Annotated in this window: 20 protein-coding genes; 9 read left to right on the top strand and 11 right to left on the bottom strand. The window is 73.0% G+C overall.

Annotated elements, in window-relative coordinates; translation table 11 throughout:
• Window positions 1–116: 116 nt before the first annotated feature.
• Window positions 117–692 carry a nitroreductase family protein gene (locus AYL44_RS12955; protein ID WP_064003695.1) on the top strand — a complete coding sequence of 192 codons (576 nt, stop codon included), beginning with the start codon at window positions 117–119 and terminating at the stop codon, window positions 690–692.
• A 9-nt stretch (window positions 693–701) separates the two neighbouring features.
• Here the strand turns inward: AYL44_RS12955 and AYL44_RS12950 are convergent, their stop codons facing one another.
• The 4 genes from AYL44_RS12950 to AYL44_RS12935 all read right to left on the bottom strand — a co-directional run bounded on the left by AYL44_RS12950 (window position 702) and on the right by AYL44_RS12935 (window position 4,053).
• On the bottom strand, window positions 702–1,808 hold the full coding sequence (locus tag AYL44_RS12950) for a fatty acid desaturase family protein (RefSeq protein ID WP_064003694.1): 1,107 nt from the start codon (window positions 1,806–1,808) through the stop codon (window positions 702–704).
• Between the two features lie 158 nt (window positions 1,809–1,966).
• A complete protein-coding gene (locus AYL44_RS12945) occupies window positions 1,967–2,947 on the bottom strand; it encodes a cation transporter (protein WP_064003693.1) in 981 nt (326 codons plus the stop codon).
• On the bottom strand, window positions 2,944–3,423 hold the full coding sequence (locus tag AYL44_RS12940; protein WP_064003692.1) for a transporter substrate-binding domain-containing protein: 480 nt from the start codon (window positions 3,421–3,423) through the stop codon (window positions 2,944–2,946). Before AYL44_RS12940 ends, AYL44_RS12945 begins: the two co-directional genes overlap by 4 nt.
• A 90-nt stretch (window positions 3,424–3,513) precedes the next feature.
• A complete protein-coding gene (locus AYL44_RS12935; protein WP_064003691.1) occupies window positions 3,514–4,053 on the bottom strand; it encodes a YaeQ family protein in 540 nt (179 codons plus the stop codon).
• A 91-nt stretch (window positions 4,054–4,144) separates the two neighbouring features.
• Between AYL44_RS12935 and AYL44_RS12930 the strand changes: the two genes are divergently transcribed.
• Together AYL44_RS12930 and AYL44_RS12925 are read left to right on the top strand one after the other, a co-directional pair.
• Window positions 4,145–4,516, top strand: a complete 372-nt coding sequence (locus AYL44_RS12930) for a hypothetical protein (protein WP_064003690.1) — start codon at window positions 4,145–4,147, stop codon at window positions 4,514–4,516.
• Window positions 4,516–5,325, top strand: a complete 810-nt coding sequence (locus tag AYL44_RS12925; RefSeq protein ID WP_064003689.1) for a hypothetical protein — start codon at window positions 4,516–4,518, stop codon at window positions 5,323–5,325. The genes AYL44_RS12930 and AYL44_RS12925 overlap by 1 nt, the downstream gene beginning before the upstream one ends.
• A 22-nt stretch (window positions 5,326–5,347) precedes the next feature.
• Here the strand turns inward: AYL44_RS12925 and AYL44_RS12920 are convergent, their stop codons facing one another.
• The gene (locus AYL44_RS12920) at window positions 5,348–5,650 is read right to left on the bottom strand and encodes a DUF1540 domain-containing protein (RefSeq protein ID WP_064003688.1); all 303 of its coding nucleotides are present in this window, start codon (window positions 5,648–5,650) and stop codon (window positions 5,348–5,350) included.
• 341 nt (window positions 5,651–5,991) lie between these two features.
• Between AYL44_RS12920 and AYL44_RS12915 the strand changes: the two genes are divergently transcribed.
• Window positions 5,992–8,451: a helix-turn-helix transcriptional regulator gene (locus tag AYL44_RS12915; protein ID WP_064003687.1), complete on the top strand. Its 2,460-nt coding sequence runs from the start codon at window positions 5,992–5,994 to the stop codon at window positions 8,449–8,451.
• A gap of 232 nt (window positions 8,452–8,683) precedes the next feature.
• On the opposite strand, the gene AYL44_RS12910 is transcribed toward AYL44_RS12915, so the two are convergent.
• Both AYL44_RS12910 and AYL44_RS12905 read right to left on the bottom strand, forming a co-directional pair.
• Entirely contained in the window at window positions 8,684–10,432 is a 1,749-nt protein-coding gene (locus AYL44_RS12910; RefSeq protein ID WP_064003686.1) for a DUF4012 domain-containing protein, read from the bottom strand.
• On the bottom strand, window positions 10,429–11,085 hold the full coding sequence (locus AYL44_RS12905; RefSeq protein ID WP_064003685.1) for an LPXTG cell wall anchor domain-containing protein: 657 nt from the start codon (window positions 11,083–11,085) through the stop codon (window positions 10,429–10,431). The genes AYL44_RS12910 and AYL44_RS12905 overlap by 4 nt, the downstream gene beginning before the upstream one ends.
• 709 nt (window positions 11,086–11,794) lie before the next feature.
• Here AYL44_RS12905 and AYL44_RS12900 point away from each other — a divergent pair.
• Complete coding sequence (locus AYL44_RS12900) at window positions 11,795–12,412, top strand: WecB/TagA/CpsF family glycosyltransferase (protein WP_231872822.1); 618 nt, start codon at window positions 11,795–11,797, stop codon at window positions 12,410–12,412.
• A 229-nt stretch (window positions 12,413–12,641) separates the two neighbouring features.
• Here AYL44_RS12900 and AYL44_RS12895 read toward each other — a convergent pair whose 3' ends face one another.
• The 4 genes from AYL44_RS12895 to AYL44_RS12880 all read right to left on the bottom strand — a co-directional run bounded on the left by AYL44_RS12895 (window position 12,642) and on the right by AYL44_RS12880 (window position 17,737).
• Window positions 12,642–13,823: a DegT/DnrJ/EryC1/StrS family aminotransferase gene (locus tag AYL44_RS12895; RefSeq protein ID WP_064003683.1), complete on the bottom strand. Its 1,182-nt coding sequence runs from the start codon at window positions 13,821–13,823 to the stop codon at window positions 12,642–12,644.
• 30 nt (window positions 13,824–13,853) lie between these two features.
• A complete protein-coding gene (locus AYL44_RS12890; RefSeq protein ID WP_082886210.1) occupies window positions 13,854–14,921 on the bottom strand; it encodes a Gfo/Idh/MocA family protein in 1,068 nt (355 codons plus the stop codon).
• A gap of 534 nt (window positions 14,922–15,455) precedes the next feature.
• Window positions 15,456–16,703, bottom strand: coding sequence for a glycosyltransferase (locus tag AYL44_RS12885; protein ID WP_064003964.1), 1,248 nt, complete (start codon window positions 16,701–16,703; stop codon window positions 15,456–15,458).
• Window positions 16,703–17,737: a hypothetical protein gene (locus AYL44_RS12880; RefSeq protein WP_064003682.1), complete on the bottom strand. Its 1,035-nt coding sequence runs from the start codon at window positions 17,735–17,737 to the stop codon at window positions 16,703–16,705. Before AYL44_RS12880 ends, AYL44_RS12885 begins: the two co-directional genes overlap by 1 nt.
• A gap of 126 nt (window positions 17,738–17,863) precedes the next feature.
• Between AYL44_RS12880 and AYL44_RS12875 the strand changes: the two genes are divergently transcribed.
• Genes AYL44_RS12875 through AYL44_RS12860 form a run of 4 tightly spaced genes read left to right on the top strand, consistent with a single transcriptional unit; the run spans window position 17,864 to window position 21,868 of the window.
• Window positions 17,864–18,985, top strand: coding sequence for a glycosyltransferase (locus AYL44_RS12875; protein WP_064003681.1), 1,122 nt, complete (start codon window positions 17,864–17,866; stop codon window positions 18,983–18,985).
• The gene (locus AYL44_RS12870; protein ID WP_064003680.1) at window positions 18,982–20,088 is read left to right on the top strand and encodes a glycosyltransferase; all 1,107 of its coding nucleotides are present in this window, start codon (window positions 18,982–18,984) and stop codon (window positions 20,086–20,088) included. The genes AYL44_RS12875 and AYL44_RS12870 overlap by 4 nt, the downstream gene beginning before the upstream one ends.
• The gene (locus tag AYL44_RS12865) at window positions 20,085–21,074 is read left to right on the top strand and encodes a hypothetical protein (protein WP_064003679.1); all 990 of its coding nucleotides are present in this window, start codon (window positions 20,085–20,087) and stop codon (window positions 21,072–21,074) included. The genes AYL44_RS12870 and AYL44_RS12865 overlap by 4 nt, the downstream gene beginning before the upstream one ends.
• The gene (locus AYL44_RS12860) at window positions 21,071–21,868 is read left to right on the top strand and encodes a glycosyltransferase family 2 protein (RefSeq protein WP_064003678.1); all 798 of its coding nucleotides are present in this window, start codon (window positions 21,071–21,073) and stop codon (window positions 21,866–21,868) included. Before AYL44_RS12865 ends, AYL44_RS12860 begins: the two co-directional genes overlap by 4 nt.
• Window positions 21,869–21,875 lie beyond the last annotated feature (7 nt).

The following is a 21,875-nucleotide window of genomic DNA, read 5'->3' as shown; positions in this document are numbered from 1 at the left end:
TCAGTTAACGTTCGCTAACCGAAGGAACGATAACACCGCGATCGCCGCTCCGGAAGGGTCAGGCCTCGAGGATCGCCCGCAGCGACACCCGCACCGGGAGCGGCGAGGATGGAGGGATGACGACATTCGACGACCCCGTGCTGCAGGCGATGGCGATGCGGCGGTCGCTCGCGAAGGTCGGGGCGGGCGCGCCCACCGACGACGACTTGCGCGACCTGCTCGCCGCCGTCACCCCCGTCGCCGACCACAAGGCGCTGCGACCCTGGCGTCTCATCACCCTCCGCGGCGACGACCGCGCACGCCTGGGGGACGCGCTCGACGCCGCCGCCGGAGTGGAACGCGAACCGGGTGACCGCAACGGCAAGCCCTTCCGCGCCGACCTCCTCATCGCGGTCGTCGCGAGCCCGAAGCCGCACCCCGCCGTCCCCGTCTGGGAGCAGCAGGCGACCGCCGCAGGCGCCGCGCACCTGCTCGAGCTCGCACTGTGGCGCGCGGGGTGGGGCGTCATGTGGCGGACGGGGCTGCTCGTGAACTCCCCCGAGGTCCGCGCGCTGCACGGTCTCGCGAACGACGAACTGCTCATGGGGTGGCTCTACGTCGGCAGCATCGACCCCGACCTGCGCGCCCGGATCGACGAAGCGCCGAGGAAGCCGCTCGATCCCGAGCCGTTCCTCGGCGCTCTGCCGCGCTGACGTGCGGCGTCAGCCGCGACGCATCGTCGCGGTGACGGGGCAGTCGAACGGGTCGCGCGCCGCGAGACCCACCCGATTGAGGTAGTCGATGACGATCGCGTACGACCGGCCGAGGCTCGTCTCGGTGTAGGGCACACCCAGCGTCGCGCAGTGCTCGCGAACGATCTCGCGCGCCTTCGACAGAGCGGGGCGGGGCATGTTCGGGAAGAGGTGGTGCTCGACCTGGTAGTTCAGACCGCCCATGAGCCACGTCGCCCACCAGCCACCGCGGATGTTGCGCGACGTGCGCACCTGCTTGCTGAAGAAGTCGAGCTTGGCGTCGGGGGCGATCACCGGCATCCCCTTGTGGTTCGGGGCGAAGGACGCCCCCATGTAGACGCCGAACACGGCGAGCTGGACGCCGATGAAGGCGAACGCCATGCCGAGCGGCAGCAGCAGGAACACCGGGACGATCACGACGGCCAGGCGGAGGGCGATCATGCCGATCTCGAGCCAGCGCCCCTTGACGTCCTTCTCGGTGAACAGGTACTTCAGTCCGAGGTAGTGGAGGTTCAGCCCCTCGAGCGTGAGCAGCGGGAAGAAGAGCCACCCCTGACGCTTCGTGATCGCGCGGCGCAGGCCGCGGGCCGATGCGGCATCCGTCTCGATGAACGAGATCGTGTCGATCTCGATGTCGGGGTCCTTGCCGACACGGTTCGGGTTGGCGTGGTGACGCGTGTGCTTGCCGGTCCACCAGGCGTAGCTGATGCCGACGACGCCCGCGGCGAGGATGCGGGCGAGACGGTCGTTGCCGGGGCCGGAGCTCAGGATCTGACGGTGCGCGGCCTCGTGGGCGAGGAACGCGACCTGCGTGAAGATGATGCCGAGCGCCCCCGCGATGAGCAGCTGGAACCAGCTGTCGCCGAGAAGGATGAAACCGGTGACGGCTCCGCCGAAGGCGAGAGCCAGCGCGGCGCCGACCATGAGGTAGAAGATCGGCGTGCGGCGCAGCAGCCCCGTCTCGCGGACGATGCGCGAGACGTCGGTGAACGCCTTCGCCATCGGAGGGAACTGCGCTGTTCCGGAATAGGTCTGACGGACGGGACCGAGACGTGACTCGGCGACGGATGAAGCGATGGGGGCACCTGCTCGGAATCGGGTGTCCGCTGCGGCGGAGAGGAAGCAACTGACGGATGCCGATCACTTGAGGGCCACGCTACGGGGAAGGGCATCGCGGTTGCGGCATGCATCGGCGATACCCACGCGACTGCCAGGGGGCGCCCAGGTCCAGCCGCTCAGCTCTCGCCCGAGCGGGCCGACGCCGTCTCGGGGAATTCACGCACCGGGACGATCACGACGTCGTGCATCTTCCAGTCCAGGGCACGGCACTCGGCCTGCGCCTGCTCGATCTCGGCGAGGCGCGGCATCCGTCCCCGTCGCGGCCGGACGAACGCCTCGACGTGGAAGAACTGACCCTGATCGCGGGTGCGGGTGCGTACCTCGTCGACCCAGCGCAGCGACGACAGGTGGTCATGGATCCGGTCGATGTCGGGATGCGGCTTCGCGTCGTCGAAGGTGGTCGCCCGTGTGTCCATGAGGTCGGTGATCGCGCCCTTCGTGTTCTTCACGCCGTCCCAGAGGATGCTGCCCGAGATGAAGATCGCCGCCGCCGCATCCGCCCACCAGATCCCGAGACCGATGCCACCGACCCCGACGATCGAGCCGACCGCCGTCATCCAGTCCGCCTTGTTCATGTCGGCGTCGGCATAGAGCACCTTGTTGTGCAGCTGCCGCGCGAGCCGCATCTTGACCCGTCCGAACCAGATGGGCAGCGGGATCGTCGCCGCCATGACGGCCATCATGAACCAGCCGAGCCACACGGACTGGCCGAACACCTCGACCGAGCCGATGGGCGGGCGCTCGCCGCGGACGAGGGTCAGCGCGGAGTCGACCAGGAGGAACGATCCCATGGCGAACAAGGCCACTCCGGCCACGAGGTGGGCGACCCCGACCGAGCGGAAGTAGCCGTAGGGGTAGCGCGGGTTCGCGGCGCGCGCCATCACCCGCACGGCGACGAGGAAGGCGAGGGGCGGGGCGAGCGAGAGCATGTCCTCGACCCACGCGGCGCGCATCGCCTGCGAACTGCCGGTCACGACGCCGACGACGGGGATCGCGACGGCGAGGAAGGCGATCGTCGCCCACTCCATGCGCACGGCGCTGCGCAGTGCGCGTCGACCGTCGTCGTCCAGGCCGTCCCGGAGCGCGTCGCGCCTCATCCGCGGGCCTCCTCGCGCAGGAACACCTCGAGCTCCATGAGGAACCCGTTCTCGCCCGCTCGCGTCAGCATGACGTGCTTCTCGACCTCGCCCGAGGGACTCGTCGTCTCGCGATACGTATCCGTGACCGCCGCGTCATCCTTCCACGGCGTCGCGTCGGTTAGTCCGCCGACGACGACATCGAGGCTCCCGGCATGAAGCGCGTCAACGAGGACCTCTTCGGTGCCCGCGCGCCACTCGACGGTAGCGCCGTGCTGCGCCGCGAACCGCTCGAGGAGCGCGACCTCGCTTCCGGACGCCCGGCCGTCGACGGTCGAGGTCCACGGCGGGTTCTCGGTCACCCCCGCCCGCAGCACGCCGCTCTCGGCCACACGATCCCGTGTGCCGTCGGTGTCCGCGGGTCGGACCCCGCAGCCCGCGAGCCCCAGGGCGACGATGAGGGATGCGGCGACGGCCGCCTGCGCTCGACGTGACATCCGAACCTCCTCGGCGTCACCCTAAAGAGGCGCCCGAACCGCCCTCACCGGGGTTGACAGCCGCGCGGTCGGCAGCCCCGCGGCGGGAGGTCAGCCGACCGGCTGCTCGGCGATCGCCGACGACGACGAGCGCCCGTTGAGGTCGAGGTAGAGCTGACGCTCGGTCACGGACACGGTCACGGCATTGCGTCGCTCGAGAGCCGACGCCGCATCCTCGACGAAGTCCTTCTCGAAGCTGTAGAGCGGGATGTCGGCGCCGCGGTGGATGGTCTTGCCCGCCCACGCCTGGGCCAGGCGATTCGGCTCGCGGTGCGTGTACACGGCCACGCGGCCGGCCGCCTTGCTGCCAGTGTGGAGTCGCGCGGCATCCGGGGCCCCCACCTCGATCCACGCCGTCAGGCGTCCCGTCGCGTCGCGGACGAGGACGGCCGGTTCATCGGTCGCGGCGATGCCCTCGCTGAACGCAATCCCCTCCTCGTACTCCAGGGAGTACGCGAGCACGCGCAGCAGGACGTTCGCCGCCGTCTCGGACGGGTGCCGCGCGAGGCGGAGCGAGAGTTCCTCGTAGACGCCGCGGTCGACGTCGGCGAGCTGCACGGTGAAGGTGTGCATCGTGGATCCGATGGCCATCCGTCGAGCCTAGGCCGGGATGCCCCGGGGCGCGGCCACGGGACATAATGGTCGCATCCCGACCGGCGATCCAGAGCGAGGAGCCACGCGCATGCCGTTCCACAGCCAGGAGATGCTCGAGCAGTGGCTCGAGGAGTTCGCCGCGCTGGGTTACTCGATCAGCGAGCGCGTGAAGGTCATTCCCCAGGACGGCGCCGACGGCCGCGACACGGGCCTCATCGCCCTCAATCTGCTCGACTCGATGACCCTGACCTATCTCCAGCCCGAGCCGCTGGGGTCCATCCACTGGGGCATCACGTTCGAGGCGCGCGAGACCGACCTGAAGATGGATGCCGGGCGCACCCTCGAGCTGTCCGCCGAGCTCGCGATGGTGTCCATCCTCTGCACGTTCCTGCAGACGAAGTCGCTCGCAGAGGTCGAGGTCGAAGCCGGCTCGGTCGATCCCGAAGCGCTCGGTCTCTGATGGACGAGAGCCTGCAGTCCGAGCTCCGCGCGCTGCAGGCACGGGCCTACGGCCCGGGCGACGGCCTGGCCGGCGACGACGCCGCGCGCCGGCGGCTGGAAGAGCTCGAAGGCCGTGCGCGGCGAGAGCGGTATCACCCGCCCGTCGTCGACCAAGTGCCGGCATCCGTTCGTGCGGCGACGCCGCACCCCGAGGTTCCCCCGCTGCCGCCGGTCTCCCCCGCGGACGCCGCCCGCGCCTTCGCGGCGCCTCCGCGCAAGCCCGAGGCTGACGTGCTTGAGCGTCGACGTCGACGCCTGAGGGGCCTCGCCTGGGTCGGGTCGCTCGCGATGGCGGCGACCCTGGCGGTCGGAGTGACGGCGGCCGTGACGAGCCGTCCGGTGTGGACGGCGGCATCCGTCCCGCCCGGGACCGACATCCGGCACGTCGCGACCCTGACGGAGGATCAAGACCGGGGTTGGCCGGACGGATACCTCGGCGGAACCGCCGACGGCGTCGTGTTCGAGTCGATCGGCGAGATCACCCCCGTCGTCGGATCCATGCCGACCGGTACGGGTGTGACCCGGTGCATGCAGTTGCTCCCACCCCAGGCGTGGGAGCCCTCGGGCGAAGAGGGCAGCGTGTGGGGCGGATACGGCGGATGCAGCGTCGAGCCGTTCTCCGTCACCGCCACCTTCGTCGTCGGGCCCGAGGCGCCGTCGGCGCTGCGGGAGAGGTTCGCCGAGGGGACGCGCCTGCAGTTCGTGGCCGGCGACGGTGTCATCGAGGTGTTCTCGGCGGACGCGCCGACGACCGAGGCGACGAACTGACCGCCTCGGCCGTCCGACGTCGTCAGGCCGCCTGGTAGGTGAGGCAGTCGGCGGACTCGGCTCCGGGTCCGACGCGGACAGCGGATGCCGTGCACTCGAGCGACGAGTTGAAGACGCACTCCGAGCGCTGACAGGCGCCGACGTGGCTGACGACCTTGTCGAGTCCGCCCTTCGTGCCGAGGGGGATGAAGGTTGCGCACTCGGCATCACCGGGGGCGCCGCCGATCGTCACCGCGGCGGCGTGGCAGTGCGAGTGGTCGTTGTAGGAGCAGCCGAGGGCGTTGCACTCGGACACGCGGGGCAGGTCATCGAGGGTCATGCTCATGGAAGCCTCCAGGGTCGTGGTGGTTCGAGGGTATTCCGCGGCCCCCGGAGGTTGGACAGCCTTAGTCGCAAGAAATCTGCCCGATCAGTCGCCTTTTCGAAGTTAGGTGAGCCTCGCCTCTCGGGGTCGTGACTCACGACCCGCCGAGGCCTGCCACAGGCTGTCGACTTCCACATCCGGCACCGCCGAGGAGCGCGGAAATGATAGATTCACTGCAGTCTGCAGCGCGCGGAAATCCCGGATCGGACGCGAAACCCGACACGGGCGACGGGGAACATCGGCGCGAGGCGGTCGGCGCGAGAAAGCGGGGTGCTCGTCCCGACGGAGGGAGAAGGATACGCATGGCTCTCGCTGCGTTGTCCGCCGACCTTCCGCCCGCCCTCCCGCTGTGGCCTCAGCTCGCGCTCAGCCACGTCGAGAGGGCCCTCTCGGAACCGGACCGACCGCTGCGCCTCGTCGTCATCGGTCCTGCGGGGTCCGACAAGTCGCCGCTGCTCGCGCAGATCGCCGATCGCCTCCCCACCCTCCCCCACACGCGGATCATCGACGACGGCCATCTCCTCGCCGACGACGAGCTGCACGCGCTGACCGCCTCGCTCGACGACCCGCGTACCGGGCTCATCCTCGCCTGTCGGCCGTCGCCGTGGCCGTCGACCCTGACGGCGCTGATCCGACGGATCGAACAGTCGCACCCCGCCCTCGCCCTCGGTCAGGTGGACACCGAGGACGTCCTCCGCGCGCTGTCCGCGGCCGGACGCTCGATCGACACCGGCTGCGTCGGCGCGATCGTGCAGATGGCGGCATCCGTCACCTGGCTCGTGAAGGAGGCCCTCGCCGCGCACGGCGACGGCTTCTGCCACGACCACTCCCACGAACGGGTCGCCCGCGCCGTCGGCGAAGTCATCGCCCTGCGGCTGGACACCCTCGACCCCGAGACAGCGCGCATCGTGCGTCTGGCCAGCCTCGCAGGCGACGGCCTGCCCCCCACCATCGACGGGGCGGCCATGGAGTCGCTCGCCCGCGGCCACGCCGAGGGACTGTTGCTGCGTGGCGGGCGCCCCGTGCCGATCGTCCGGACGACCGTCGCCCGGATGACCCCTGTCGCCGAGCTCATCGACCTGCTCGACACCGCCCCGCTCTCGCCCCTCGACCTCGAGATCGCCACCTCTCTCGGCGGTCATCTGGACCCGCGATTGGCTCTCGCCCTTCGCGGCCAGGCCGACGAGGCGGCCGGCTACGATCCGCTGCGCGCCACGGAGCTCTACGACGCCGCGCTCGCGGCCGGCGACGACGCGCCGCTCATCGCGATCCGCAAGGCTCGGATGGCCTGGCATCGCGGGGATGTCGACGAGGCCGCATCCCTCGTCGACGCCATCGTCCGGGGGGCCACCGGGGACGAGGGCGACGAGGCCCTGCGCATCCTCGGCTCGGCGTGGAGCGCCCGCGGTCTGCTCCGCGCCGGCGCCGCGACCTACCGCGCCCGACCGACCACGGACTTCGTCCTGCGTGCACAGGGGGCGCTCTCGGCCTTCGGCACCGGCGACGCGAGGCCGATGCACGACACGCTCGGCATCGTCGACAGCGGAGTGAGCGGCATCCCGACCACCCTCCACGTCGCCTACGTGAAGCTGCTGCGGGGGCTCGCGGCATCCCTCGCCGCCGCGACGGGCACCGCCTTCGACGAGCTCATCCGGGCCAGCGCGACGTACGGCGATTCGAACGAGCACGGGCCTGTGCCCGAGCTGCCCGCCGTCATCGCGGCGATCGGCGCGATCAACATCGGCGAGCTCGATACGGCCGGCAACCTCCTCGCCGATGCGCTGATGGAGGAGCACGGCGGCCCCTGGGCCCGCTCGCGACTGCTTCTGTGGGCCGCGTGGGTCGCGGTGCACCGGCAGCATCCGGAGGAATCCGCGGCGCGACTCGCCGACGTCGACGCCTCGGCTCTGCCGTTGGGCAGCCGCGAAGTGCTGGTCCGCGACTCGGTCATGCTCGCGCACGTACGGCGCTACGGGTCGCTCGACGAGCTGCGCGCGCTGTGGGAGCGGGTGCGGGACGACGTCCGCCATGTCGAACCCGACCTCTACCTGCTGCACCCGCTGCGCGAGTTCATCGAGACCGCCCCGCTGTTCGACGACTCGGAGCGTGTCCTGCCCACGATCGAGGCGCTGTCGGGCATCCTGCACGGTCTCGGCGACCCGTCGACGTGGTCGACGCCGTTCCACTGGTCGACCTACCATCGGGCGCTGCTCGCACGGGATGCGCACGGACAGGCGCACGCGGCGCGCGCGCTGTCGGCCGCGGCACGCGGCTCCCGCCTCGCCGCAACCCTGTCGGCGGCGGTCGGCGAGTGGTCGCGCAGCCGCGTCGACGACGGCGACATCGATCGCATCGAGCAGATCGCCTCGCGCCTGGCCGAGGTGGGGCTCGCCTGGGAGGGCGCACGGTTGGCGATCTCGCTCTCCGAGCGTTCCCGCGATCGCCGCGCCGGCACGCGCCTCGCCACCTTCGCCCGCGCCCTGCACCCGAACGCCGGACCGGGGGTCTCGGGCAACGACGTGGCCCTCGGCGACAGCGGGCTGTTGAGCGCCCGGGAGCGCGAGGTCGCCGGCCTGGTGCTCAGCGGCATGACGTACGCCGAGATCGGCGAGGCGATCTTCATCTCACCTCGGACGGCCGAGCACCACATCGCGCGCATCCGCCGCCGGCTGGGCGCGACCTCGCGCACCGACCTCATCGCCAAGCTGCAGGCGATCGTCGGCACCGACGACGGCGCAACCGACGCGGGCGGCAGCCGCTGACGAGGACCGCTCGAGAAGAGCGGACCCCCTCCGGCCAGTTCAGTGGGGACTGCGGCGGGAGAGGGTCCGCGAAACCATCCAGGTCGCCGGAGACGCGCAAGTTTGGGGACAGTACGCGTCGACACCGCTTGGGGAACGGTTCGGCAACCCATGGGGGATGGCTCTCACATGCTAAAGGAAAGCGCACCGCCGGAACAGGCATGACGCCAGATCTTGAGGTGAACGACGAGGATCAGGCGGCCGGACAACCGATCCGACCCGAGCGCACGTCGACGGGAGCGAGGAGCGGCGTGTGCAGAAGCCGTGGCTCCGCACCGTCCGTCTGCACGTCGGGACCGGCCACGAATCGGAAGGTCAGCACGTCGGATCCTCCCGGCGACAGCTCGACCCGATGGGTGACCGAGAGACGACCGTCGTCCTGCGCGTCGACGGATGTGACCGGCGCGCCGTCGAGCGTCACGCCGCCGGCGAACCAGCCGCGCGGCGTCACGACCGTCACCGTGGGGGCGATGTTGCCCGCCTTGACACCGTAGGCCCCGCCGCCGGTGACGCTGAGGGGTAGCGACGACGCATCCGCCGCCGCCAGCGTATTCCCCAGGTCGACGGCCACCTCGACCTCTCGCAGGCCGTCGGCGCGACAGACACCCGAGCGGGTCTGCAGCCCGACGGTCAGGTAGGGCGTGAGCTTGCCGCCGGTGGCGTCGTTGAAGTACACGGCGAACGCATCCGGACCGGCCGCCTCGAGGCGGGCGAGCGGACCGGCGAACGCCGTACCGGCGAGAACCGCCTGCTCCTCCGCCTCGCGGCTCCAGATCGAGATGCGCCCCTCGTCGACGACGCCGGCGAGCGCGGTGACCAGCGTGAGCGGGCGGGCACGCTCGGTCACCGCCGTGAAGACGGCCCCTGCGGCATCCGCGAAGTACCGGCTCTGGGCGTCCTGATCGAGGGTGCGGTACGGCTCGACGAGCAGCAGATCGATCGCGTTCGACTGATCCAGCGCACCCGAACGCGTCTCGACGGGGCCGACCGCCTTCAGGATCGCCGCCAGGACGACGGGGTCCATCGACACCACGACGTCCGGGGCCGACCCGCCGGACTTCTGCCACCACGCGGCGGCGAGGTTCGCCGTGACACGGAAGTCCGCGGTCATGGACGTGTTCTGGACGTATCGGCCGATGCCGTCCCCGAGCGCGCGGACCTCGGCGGCGGGCACGGTGCCGAGCGGCTTCTCGGACGGCGAGAAATCCGACGAGTCGCGTTGGGCTTCGAGCGAGAGCACGCCGTCCCTCGCCCGGAGCTCGAGGAACGTTCCGGTGATGCCGCCGCCGGTGCGCAGCTCGGCGGTGTTCTGGAGGACGATGAGGATGCCACGGTCGCCGTCGGCCCCGAGTATCGCCGGGACCAGCTCGGCAGCCTGTGCGGCTCCGTCCATCGCCGTCCGGAGATCGTCGACGGCATCGGTCACGCGCTCGACGCCGTCCGCGAGCCGGGGGATCAGGGCGGTACGGTCGATGCCCGCCAGATCGCGCGCGATGTCGTCCTGCGTGGCGGCCGCCCGACTCAGCGCCGGGGCTGCCTCGCGCAGCGCGTGGACCGCGGCGGGGGCGTCGGCATCCGTCAGGCGCCGCGCCGTCTCGAACACCGTCGGAGCGACCTCCTCACCCACTCGGACGACCGCCGTGGCTGCACGACGCGCCGCCGAGAGATTCGCACCCACCCCCGGGATGGCCTCCGCGGCGGACCAGACCGGATCGTCTGGGATCGCCGGCGCGATCCCGGCGACGAGTCGGGATGCCGCGCGTTCAGCTCCGTCGATGTCGCCCTCGGCGACCGCCGTCGTGGCGACGGCGGCATCCTCCGTCGCGACCGTCAGTGCCTGCTGCAGGTCCCAGGCGGATCGCCCGACGTGGACGACGGCGACCACGGTGCCGAGGAGGAGGAGAGCGCCGGCGACCCAGAGGAGTCGACGGCGCCTCGTCACGACTCGACCCGGCGGCGGCGGCGAGCGATCAGGAGGAGCCCTCCGGCGACGGCGGCGGCACCACCGACGGCGGCCGCGATGGGCCACTGCCCGCCCGTGAATGCCAGGGTTCCGGGAGTGCCGCTCGAGGCGACCCCCGTCGGCGTGGTGCACGTGTCGGAGTAGCCCGGGTAGGCCAGCGGCACGGCGATGCTCTCGTCGTCGACGCGCAGCTGAGCGGTCACGGCCCCCGTGGTCCACGCGGCGGCGTCGTCGCGTGGGGTCCACTGATCGCCGGAGCGCACCCAGCCGGGGAGGGCCTCCACGGTGCCGTCGCCGTCGACCTCGACGCCCGGCCAGAGCACGGTGCCGTGCCCTTCACCGGCGTCGTCCACCGTGAGCGGCACCGAGAGCTGGTGACCGTCGCCGGAGATGACGAGCTCGGCGGACGGCGCCGACGCGGTGCGTGCAGCCGCCGATGCGTCCGCGCGGACGATCGAGTAGTCGATCGCCGGTGCCTGGCGGACGCACAGCGACTGCACGACCGACCCGTCCAGTCCCGACTCGTCGGGAGTGTTCGGGACGTACGACCCGTCGGCCGCGAATGCCGGTGCCGAGCCGGCACCGACGATGACGGCGCCCACGATCGCGGCACGCCAAAGATTCCCCCACATGTCTGCCTCCCCAAAGGCGACGAGTCGGCAGCCTCGGATGGGCGCACGCTCGTGTTCAGGCGCCACGTTACCGCCCCTGCCCTCGGCAGACCTCCCGTGTTCTGCCCCGGAACCCCCTAATCATCCTCCCTACCTGTCCCCCATTTGGGGGACGTGAGATTAGGTTTGTCCCCCTATTGGTGGACACCGCCGGCGCCTGTAGCGTCTCCGATATCGCCGCCGCAGAAGCTTTGGGGAGCCGACACGGCACATGGCGGCAGCAGAATGCGTGGGGGCGAGCCTGGGGGCCGTACCCATATCTGCCTGGGCTCTTCGTACGTCTTCGTTCGCGCATCGGATTCGTACGAAGAGCCCTTAATCCCGCACACCGTATGGGGCGGTGGGCGGGATCGTTCGGGGGAAAGGAAGGACGGTGCGCCAAGGGGTGGCGCGTCGAGCGATGTCGCTGGGGGGCGGCGTCGCACACGGGGAACCGCGGATCGGATCCGCACGTCGGGGGGCGCGAGCCACACTTGCGCCGATGTTTTTCGGGGGATGGAACGTTCATGGGGACAGAACGGAACAGAGGTGCGCGTCTGCGTGACGCGCTCGTCGATCCGACGAAAGCATCGGTGCGCGAGGCATCCCAGGGCCCGAACGAACGCCGCCGGAGCCGTGGCCGCACCACGGTCTCCGGCGGCGTCACCCCGACCGCGAGGGCGGTCCGGTGATGCACACGCGCCTCGCTGCGCCCGCGCCGCTCTCGGCAGCTGTCGCTGACCGCCTCATCCCGTCGCCGACATCGCCCGTCGCCTCGGACCCCGCTGAGGGTCTGCGCGAGCGCGCGATGCCCGGCGGTCTGACGCCCGGCGCCCTCCTGGAGCACGCCGACGCGGAGCACTGGCGCGTGGCCGTCGTCGGGGGCTCACCCGCCCAGCGCGAGGAGCTCCACCGGCGCATGGTCGCCGACCGGCCCGGCGTGGCCCTCATCGGCCACTGGACACCGGTACACCCCGCGATCCGCTCGCGGCAGACCTCCCTCGACATCGCCGAACAGATCCGGCACGCCGAGGCCGACCTCCTGGTCGTCTGCCTGCAGACGCACCAGACCGACTGGATCGACACCTACGGCGATCTGACGGGCGCTCGCGCCCTGCTCGCTGTGGACGCACTCGGCGATCTTCTGACCGATCGAGTCCCGCGCATCCTCGCCGACGGCGCGCGCGGACGACTCGACAAGATGTGGCGGCTCGCGCTCGAGCCGAAGCGATGGGCGAAGCGGTACCTCGTCGAGGGACCCCCGGCCTCCCAGGCCGTCCGCCGATCCTCGGCTCCTCACGATGCGTGAACCGTCACCCGCACGCGGGCACGGCCGGACCTCCCCCCCCGTCCGTCCGTGCCCGCCTGGTGGATCAGCCGGCGCGGCCCGAGCGCCGGCTCTTCCGCGACCGCTCTGCCGCCTGAGCGCGGCACGGACCGTCAGCCCGCGACGCACGGCGGCGCCCCGCGCTGAGCGGATGCCGCAGCTCAGCGTCCGCAGCTCACGGCGCCCTCGCTGAGGGACGGAAGCGCCTCGCTCAGCGACCCGAGCGAGTCACCGTCTGCGCGTTCGCGAGCGCCGGAGCGCCCGGGTCGCGCAGGATCGCCACGATCTGATCCTGTTGCGCGGCCGTGAGCGTGCGCGAGACGGGCAGGGCGAGCGTGCGATCGGCGAACCGCTCCGACCCGGGAAGCCCGTCAGGAGGTGTCAGCGCACGGTACGGCGCGTGGCGGTGGATCGCCGAGCCGCCCCGCCGCACGGCGATGCCGGCGGCGGCGAGCGTGGCGAGCAGTCCGTCGCGGTCGACCGGATACGCATCCTCGACCTCGACCCAGAACGATCCGACGTTGCCCGTTCCCCACGCGGGGTCCACCGCGAGACGCAGCCCCCGCACGCCCCGGAGCCCGTCGCGGTACCGGTCGGCGATCTGCCGACGGCGGCGTACGATCTCGGGCAGGCGACCGAGCTGGACGATCCCCACGGCGGCCTGCAGGTCGGTCAGGCGCGAGTCCCCACCCACCTCCCGGTACTCCTCCGCGGGCGGCACCGAGCCGGGACGCGGATCGGCGGACGGGGTGATCATGCCGTGCTCGCGCAGCCGCCGCGCCCGCGCCGCCCAGGCCGCGTGCGTCGTGGTGAGCATGCCGCCGTCACCCGTCGTCAGGATGGCGCGGCCGTCGAACGACCAGGTGGCGATCTCGGCCGCGGCACCGACGGGGCGACCGCGACAGGTCGAGCCCACACCGCCGGCGGTGTCCTCGATGACGACGATCCCGAGGGGGTCCGTGACGTCGCGGATGCTCTGCAGGTCGACGGGAGAGCCCCCGTGGTCCGTGACGATGACCGCGGTCGTCGTCGGGGTGAGGGCACGCTCGACCGTGGCACCGGTCGCGGTCCCGGTGAGCGGATCGACGTCGGCGAACACCGGCGTCGCCCCCACCGAGCGCACGGCGTTCGCGATGGCGATGAATGCCAACGACGGGACGACGACGTCCTCGCCGGGCCGCACCCCTGCGACGAGCAGGGCGAGATGCAGGGCGTCGGTGCCGTTGGCGGTCGCAACGGCGTAGTTCGCGTCGACGAGAGCGGCGAAGTCCTGCTCGAAGCGCGCCACCCTCGGGCCCTGCCCGACCCAGCCGCTCGCGATGACCTCGGCGACCGCGTTCAGCTCGGCCTGGCCTAGCCAGGGGGCGTCGACGCCGATCTCCGACTCAGCCATGGTGGGCTCGCCCGTGGCGGCGCGACCGGCTCATGCCGCCACGTCGGCAGAGGAGCGGGCGTGCGGGATCGGATGCGGCGCACCGAAGGCCGCCAGACTGCCCGCGGCGGCGTCGAGGATCGACAGCACCCGGAGCCCGGACGCGCCACTCGTGCGTGAGGCGCGCTTCTCGCGGATCGCGGCGGCGAACTCGCTCACGACGAGCGTGAGCGCCTCCCGCTCCTCGAGCGCCGGCGCGAGGGTCGCGCCCGCCCGGTACGGGATGCTGACCTCCCGTCGCTCCTTCGCGGTCGCGCGCGAGATCGATGCGACGTCCGCGCCGCGGTCGTACATGGTGAGCCGCTGCTGCGTGTTCAGGTCGTCCCACACGAGGGTGTGGCGGGTGCCCCCGATCACCATGCGGCGCGTACGGGTCGGGCTCAGCCAGTTGACGTGCACGTGCGCCATCGCCCCGCCCGCGAGCGGCATCGCGAGGTGGCCGATGCACGACTTGCCGGTGTTCAACGGGTCGGATCCGTGCGCTGACACCGAGGTCGCCCGCAGGCCACCCGGCAGCACGAAGTCCATGATCGACAGGTCGTGCGGAGCGAGGTCGCGGAAGACATCGACGTCGGGCTGCACGAGACCGAAGTTGCTGCGCACGCTGTCGATGAACAGGATGTCGCCGAGCTCGCCGCTCGCGATCAGCTCACGCATCTTCATCACCGCGGGCGTGTAGCAGGACGTGTGGTCGGCCATCAGCACGAGGCCGCGTTCGGATGCCCGCCCGACCATCTCCTCGCCGCGTTGCTGCGTGTCGGCGAGCGGCTTCTCGACCAGCACGTGCTTGCCGGCCTCGAGCGCTGCCATCGCGATCTGGTGATGGGTCGATGCGGGCGTCGCGATGGCGATGGCGTCGATCTGCGGGTCGGCCAGCACGGAGTCGAGCTCGGGGACGACCCGGGCACCCCCCACGGCGTCCGCGGCGCGGCGCGCGCGGTCGATGTCGAGGTCGCAGATGGCGGCGAGACTCCACTCACGGCTGGCACGCAGCGTGCGCGCCAGGGTCGGCCCCCAATATCCCGCGCCGATCACGGCGACATTCAGTCGTCTCTTCACTTCGTCCCCCGGATTCCCCCCACGGATCACGCTCCCCACGAGCGCCCCCCGACGGCTGTCGCCGTCCACCGGTGGGGGTGATCGCCGCCGCACCGGTGTCGTCTCGCGGCGACCCTTCGAGGGCCGTCCGCGACGTCATGTGCCCGCACTGCGGTCGCCGAGCGAGCGCAGAGCTGCGGAAGTGATTCGGAGCGCTCCGTCAATCGGATGGCGACGCGCGGCGCTCGCAGGACCGGGGCGGCGTACGGCGTCCGGACGGCCGTGGCGAGGCGCGGTCGCGCGGTGGTCGCACGCGCGTCGATGCGCGTCGGACCCGTCCGGTGTACGCCGAGTGTCCCCGCAGTCCCCATGCTCTCCCCCACAACGCCCACACCCCGAGCAAGAGGTGCGGACGGTAGACCGGCGCCGTCGACGATCCCACTCGTCGCCGTTGCGCTCGCCTCCCCAGGCGGGCACGACCGGTGTCCCCGCGGCTATGAAACCAGACAGGGGCGGCGGGCACAAGGCGACCCGCTCTGTGAATCCCGTGGGTGTTCAGCCCCACCCGCCGAGGTAGGCGGCGACATCGGGCTCGCCGTCCAGCTCGCGCACCGCGTCCGCGGTCTCCGTCGTGCGGGGGAACAGGTCGTCCCGCTGCCAGCGTGCCTCGCGCGCCGCGGCCCGGAGGGAACGGATGCGGAGGAGCACCGCGCCGTCCTCATCGGTGAGGCTGGCGACGCCGAGGCCCTCCTGGGCGACCCGCTCCACGACCGCGTGAAGGCCCGCGGCCGCGCGGACCGGTCGCACGATCTCGAGGTGCAGCCGCACGCGATCGAGAACGCCGCGCCCCGCCGCCAGGTCCGCGGCGTCGACGGCGGCGGATCCGGGCACCGCCGCCACGACGGAGTCGACGCTCACGAACGCGGCAGCTTCCGAGGCGCCCTCCGGCGCGGTCACGGCGATGTCGATCCGCGTGGTCGGGAGCCCGCGGGGTCGCGAGCCCGGCACCGGGATCAGCTCCGACAGCAGCATCGCCTCGGCGTTCCGGTCCGTCTGGCCCGTACCCTCGCGCGCACCCGCATCCGGACCGTCGTGCCACGCCACCGCGGACGGCACGTGCGCGAGCACCGCTCCCCTCAGCCACGCGCGGTACGTCCACTCCCAGTCCTCCCCGCCGTAGGCCCGGAACGACTCGTCGAAGCCGCCGGCGGCCGCGAACATCGTCCGCGAGCACGCGAGCACGGCGCCGATCGCATGGCGGTAGCTGCGGTCGTCGGCGTCGAGCAGGTCGTGCGACCGCCGGTAGGCGTCGGCGAGCCATGCGGGCTCGGGGAGCTCCCGCCCCGCGACGACCCCGCGCACGTCGGCGACGGCGGGAGCGTCGGCGAGGTCGGCGTGGCGCCGCCGCCCGACCGCGACGACGTCCGGGGCGAGCCCCGGCATCCGCGTCAGCGCACGGATGAAGCCCGGCTCGGGGACCGTGTCGGCGTCGAGGAAGACGAGCACCTCCCCCGTCGCGTGCGCCGCGCCGAGGTTCCGCACCGCGGCGAGGCGGAATCCCTCGTCGGCCTGCCGGACGAGTCGGACGCCCGCCGGCACCCGCGGCGGCACGGCCGAGCCGTCGTCCGCGACGATCACTTCGAGGCGGTCGCGGGGGTGGTCCTGGCCTGCGAGGGCTGCGAGGCACCGCGCCAGCTGCGCGGGCTGCTCGTAGTGCGCGACGACGACCGAGACGGTGGGGGTCGCCTCCCGTCCGTCCAGCAGGTCCCAGCGGTTGCCCGGCAGGCCGATGCCCTCCGGCATCAGGCCACCCACCAGGCGAGGTACGACGCGGCGACGTCGTCGAGCGTCGGCGCGAGCGAGGCACCGGGAGCCAGCCACGTCGACGTCGGATCGAGCCAGGCGTCCACGAGGCGGGCGGCGAGCTCGTCGGGGGCGTAGCGGGCGAGCGTGCCGGGGCGGAGCGCATCCATCTCGGCGGCGTAGCGGGAGTCGACGACCAGCGGGCGGCGGCCCGCCTCGACCCAGTCCAGCATCGACCGCGAGGCCGACACGTGCTCGTGCGCCGCGAGGGGGATGCCGGGGGCGAGCAGCTCGGCGGCGAAGGCGTCGTCGCCCAGGAATCCGGTGACCTCGAACGCGACGCCTAGCTCGGCGGCATCCGCCCGCAACCGGACGACGTCCTCCTCGTGGCCGCGCGACGGCGCGCCGATCGCGCGCACCGCGACGTCGCCGACGACCTCGCCCCGGCGGCGGAGCTCGTCGGCGGCCCGGGCCGCCGCGACCACGGCGGGACGGTGACCCTTTCCGGGGTAGACGAAGCCTGCGATGAGGACGCGCAGGTCGCGCGTCGCCTCGCCGGGGCGCGACGGCGGGATGCCGGTGCGCGCCCCGAGCGCGATCGCCTCGGCACGGGCGACGCCGGGCAGGAACTCGTCCATGAGCAGTTGCTCGTGACGACTGTTGACGGCGACCCGGCTGGCCGCGGCGACCATCCGCGCGTAGGCGGCGCGGCGGCGCTCGAACATCGTGCCGTCGGAGGGCTGGGGCACGTCGTGGAGCGTGAGGGTCAGACGCACCCGCTCGGCCCAGCGTTCGACGACGTCCGCGGCGTCCTCGGGCGTGCTGCCGAAGAGGCGGTCGGTGGCGTGGAGGTGCACGCGCGCACCCGCGTCGAGCCCGGCGAGCGCCCGGTCGCCGGCGGCGACGTCCGCGACGCGCACCGTCCGCGCGGCGGGACGAAGGATTCCGACGGCGCGGGCGACATCGTCGCCGTACCGCGTGACACCGTGCCCCTCCGGACCGAGGACGAGCAGGAGCGGAGGCGCGGAGATCACCCGGCATGGTTATCCGCCCGGGGGAGCGAGGTCAAGCCCCCTCCATCCGACGCATGACGCGCCTACGGTCGGGGCGTTCCCGCGCACCCACTTCTCGGTCGGCGCGACGCCGTCAAAGGGAGAACAGTGGACACGAGCACGCCTATCGTCGCCCCCGCGGGTGCGGAGAGGACCGGAGCGATCACGATCGTCGCGGTCCCCGCCGGCCACCCGTACGTCCGGCAGACGACGGCGGATCCGCGTGTGAGCGTGCTCCCCGATCCCGTCGCCCCCGGAGCGGACCCCGCGGTGTGGTGGCCGCCCGCCGCCCTCGACCCGACCTGGATCCGTGCGCACGCCGATGCCGCATCGCTCCTCCACATCCACTTCGGCACCGAGTCGTTCCCGCCCGGACACCTGACCGCGTGCCTCGAGGCCGCCCACGCCGTCGGCTGGCCCGTCGTCTACACGCTGCACGACCTCGAGCACCCGCAGCTGACCGACGACTCCGGCTACCTCGCCCAGCTCGACGAGCTCGTGACGGGCGCCGACGCGGTGACGACCCTCACGGTCGGCGCCGCCCGCGCGGTGCGCGAGCGCTGGGGCCGGCACGCGACCGTCATCCCGCATCCGTCGGTCCTGCCGCGATCCGCCGCGATCGAACCGGCGCTCGGTGCGGGCCGCGTCGTCGGCGTGCATCTGAAGGACCTCCGGCCGAGCGTCGACGGACCGGGCACGGTCCGGGCGCTGGAGGCCGCGCTCACCGCCCTGCGCGACGCGGGCCACGACGCCCGCGGCGAGGTGCGCCTGCACCATCGGGTGCGGGACGCGCATGCCGCAGCCGAGGTGCGCGCGCTGTGCGCGGCATCCGCTGTCCTCGACCTCGTCGAGCACGAGCGTCTCGTCGACGCCGAGCTGTTCGCGGCCCTGGCGAGGCTCGACGCGTGCGTCCTGCCCTACCGGCACGGCACGCACTCGGGATGGCTCGAACTGTGCTGGGACCTGGGCGTCCCGGTCGCCGCCCCGCGACTCGGGTTCTTCGCGGAGCAGCATGCCGACGACACCGTCGCCTCGTTCGCGCCCGGCGACGCCGCGGAGCTCGCGCGCGCCCTCGCCGACCTGTGGGTCGCCCCGTCGGCGCGTCCGGCGAGCGCCGCGCGCGACGCCCTCGTCGACGAGCGCCGCGCGCTGCGCGCCGTGACGGATGCCGCGATCGCCGAGCGTCATGCGGAGCTCTACCGGCACCTGCTCGAGAGCCGCACCGCGTGAGCGCCCGTCCGCTCCGCATCGTCGTGATCGCCCCGCTGCGCTTCCCGATCCGTCGCCCGCACGCGGGCGGCCTGGAGTCCGCCGTCTGGGCCGAGGTCGATGCGCTCCGCCGCCGCGGGCACGAGGTGACCTTCATCGCCCCCGAGGGGTCGGACTTCCTGCCCGACGAGGCGGCGTTCCGGCTGCCCCCGGTGGTGTGGCCGGGCGACGCCGTACCGACCGACAAGACGTGGCCCGAGAGCTACCACCGCGAGAGCGCCCCGGCGCTCGACCGCGCGCTCAGCGTGATCGCCCACCACCCCGAGCGGTACGACGTGGTCTCGAACCACTGCCTCGACCCCCTCCCGCTGCGCCGCGCGGGCGCCCTCGGCGTGCCGATGGTGACGACCCTGCACACGCCGGTCGACGCCGCCGGCGTGGCCGCCCACGTCGCCGCGGGAGGGGCGGGGTCGCGGTTCCTCGCGGTGAGCTCGCACACGAAGGGGCAGTGGGATGCCGCCGGCGTGCCCTCGCAGCTGTTGCCGAACGGTGTCGACCCGGCCGCGTGGCCGCTCGGTCCCGGGGGCGACGGCCTCGTGTGGTTCGGCCGGATCGTCCCCGAGAAGGCTCCCCACGTCGCCGTCGAGGTCGCGCGCCGACTCGGTCGCCGCCTCGTGATCGCCGGCCGGATCGGCGACGAGTCGTACGCGCGCGAGGTGCTCCTGCCGGGCGTCCACGGCGCGGTCGAGTACGCCGGCGAGCTCTCGCCCGGGCCGCTCGCAAATCTCGTCGGGCGGAGCGGTCTCGCCTTGGCGACCCCCGCCTGGGCCGAGCCGTTCGGGCTGGTCGGACCCGAGGCGCTCATGTGCGGCACGCCGGTGGTGGGATTCGCGGTCGGCGGCGTTCCCGAGATCGCGGCCGCGACGATGGGGATGCAGCTCGTGACGCCCGGCGACGTCCTCGCGATGACCGAGCGGGCCGCGGCCGTGCTGCCGAGCGGGAAGGATGCCGCGTTCCGCGCGGTCGTGCGCGAGACGGCGGAGCGCCGGTTCTCGCTCGACGCCCGCATCGACGCCCTCGAGGCGACGTTCGCCCGGATGCTCGCGACGGAGACCGCCGCGTGACCGGGCGGACGCCCCGGCTCGGCTGGTACGTGCACCACCACGGCCGCGGGCACCTGACCCGGCTGCTCGCGATCGCACCGCACCTGGATGCCGAGGTCGACGCCGTCAGCAGCCTCGCGGCGCCCGCGGGCCTGCCCTCCGGCTGGACCTGGACCGTGCTCGACCGCGACGACGACGGCGGCGCGCCGATCGACCCGACGGTGGACGGGATGCTGCACTGGGCCCCGATCGGGCACGTCGGGCACCGCACCCGGCTCTCGGCGATCGCCGCCGCCGCGGCGGAGCGCCACTGGGACGGGATGGTCGTCGACACCTCGGTCGAGGTGACCCTGCTCGCGCGCCTGCTGGGGCTGCGGACCGTCGTCGTCACGCAGCCGGGTCATCGCATCGATCGGCCGCACCTGCTGGGGTTCGCCGCCGCCGACACCGTGATCGCACCGTGGGCCCGCGGCATCCTCTCGCCCCCGCACCTCGAGGCGCTCGGCGACAAGGTCGTGCACACGGGCGGGATCAGCCGTTTCACCGCGCGCGTCGCGGACGGGCCGCGAACGGACGAGGTGGTGCTGCTCGCGAGCGGGGGGACCGTCGGACCGGCCGCGATTCGGGATGCCGAGAAGGCCACCGGCCGGCCGTGGCGGGCGCTCGGGGGCGGCGCGTGGGCCGACGACCCGTGGCCGGTGCTGGCGACCGCGGGCGTCGTCGTGTCGTGGGCCGGCCAGAACGCGGTCGCCGACCTGGCGGCGGCCCGGGCGTCGGCGGTCGTGATCCCGCAGGATCGGCCGTTCGACGAGCAGCGCGAGACGGGGCGCGCGCTCCGGCGCGCGAACCTCGCGCAGGTCGAGGACTCGTGGCCGACCGCGGCGCAGTGGCCCGACCTGATCGAGCGGGCGGCGACCGCGCGGCCGGAGTGGGAGCGCTGGGAGGTCGCGGGGGCGCCGCAGCGCGCCGCCGCCGCGATCACCGACACGATGCGCGGTCGGCGATGAGTGTCGCCGTCGTGAGCCTGTGCTCGAGCCCCCGGCTCGCGCACCTGCGGCTCCAGTTGCGGGCCCTCGCCGGGGCGCCCGACGTGCGTCGTGTCGTGGTGTGGATCGGGGACGAGGAGCCGCCCGTCCTGGACGCCGAGACCGTGCTCCGGGTACCGCCCGGCGCGGACGGACTGCGCCTCGCCGCGGCCCGGAACGCGGGCGCGGCCGCCGCCGACGGCGCCGACCTGCTCGTCTTCCTCGACGCGGACTGCGTGCCCGGCCCGGATCTCGTGCGTCGCTATCGGGAGGCCGCCGTCCGTCACCCGGACGCCGTGCTGTGCGGGCCGGTGACGTACCTCGCCGAGGGGGTGTCGGCATCCGACCCCGCGCAGCTCGTCGCGCTCACCTCGCCCCACCCGGCGCGGCCGATGCCGCCGAACGAGGCGGAACGGACCGCGACGGCCGGCGAGTACCCGCTGTTCTGGTCGCTGTCGTTCGCGCTCTCCCCCGCGACGTGGCGACGGATCGGGGGCTTCGACGAGGCGTACGAGGGGTACGGCGGCGAGGACACCGACTTCGCGTTCCGGATGCGCGAGCGCGAGGTGCCCCTCGTGTGGACGGGCGGCGCCCACGCGTACCACCAGTACCACCCGACGACCTCGCCGCCCTGGCAGCACCTCGACGACATCCTCCGCAACGGGGCGCTGTTCGCCGCGCGCTGGAGCGAGTGGCCCATGACCGGCTGGCTCGACGCGTTCGAGCGGGGCGGCGCGGTGACGCGGGATGCCGCGGGCTGGCGCCGCGTGCCCTAGAAGCTCT

Source organism: Microbacterium oleivorans, assembly GCF_001644225.1.
GTDB classification, from domain to species: Bacteria; Actinomycetota; Actinomycetes; order Actinomycetales; family Microbacteriaceae; genus Microbacterium; species Microbacterium gawkjiense.
This window is presented reverse-complemented; position numbering and strand designations above follow the sequence as displayed.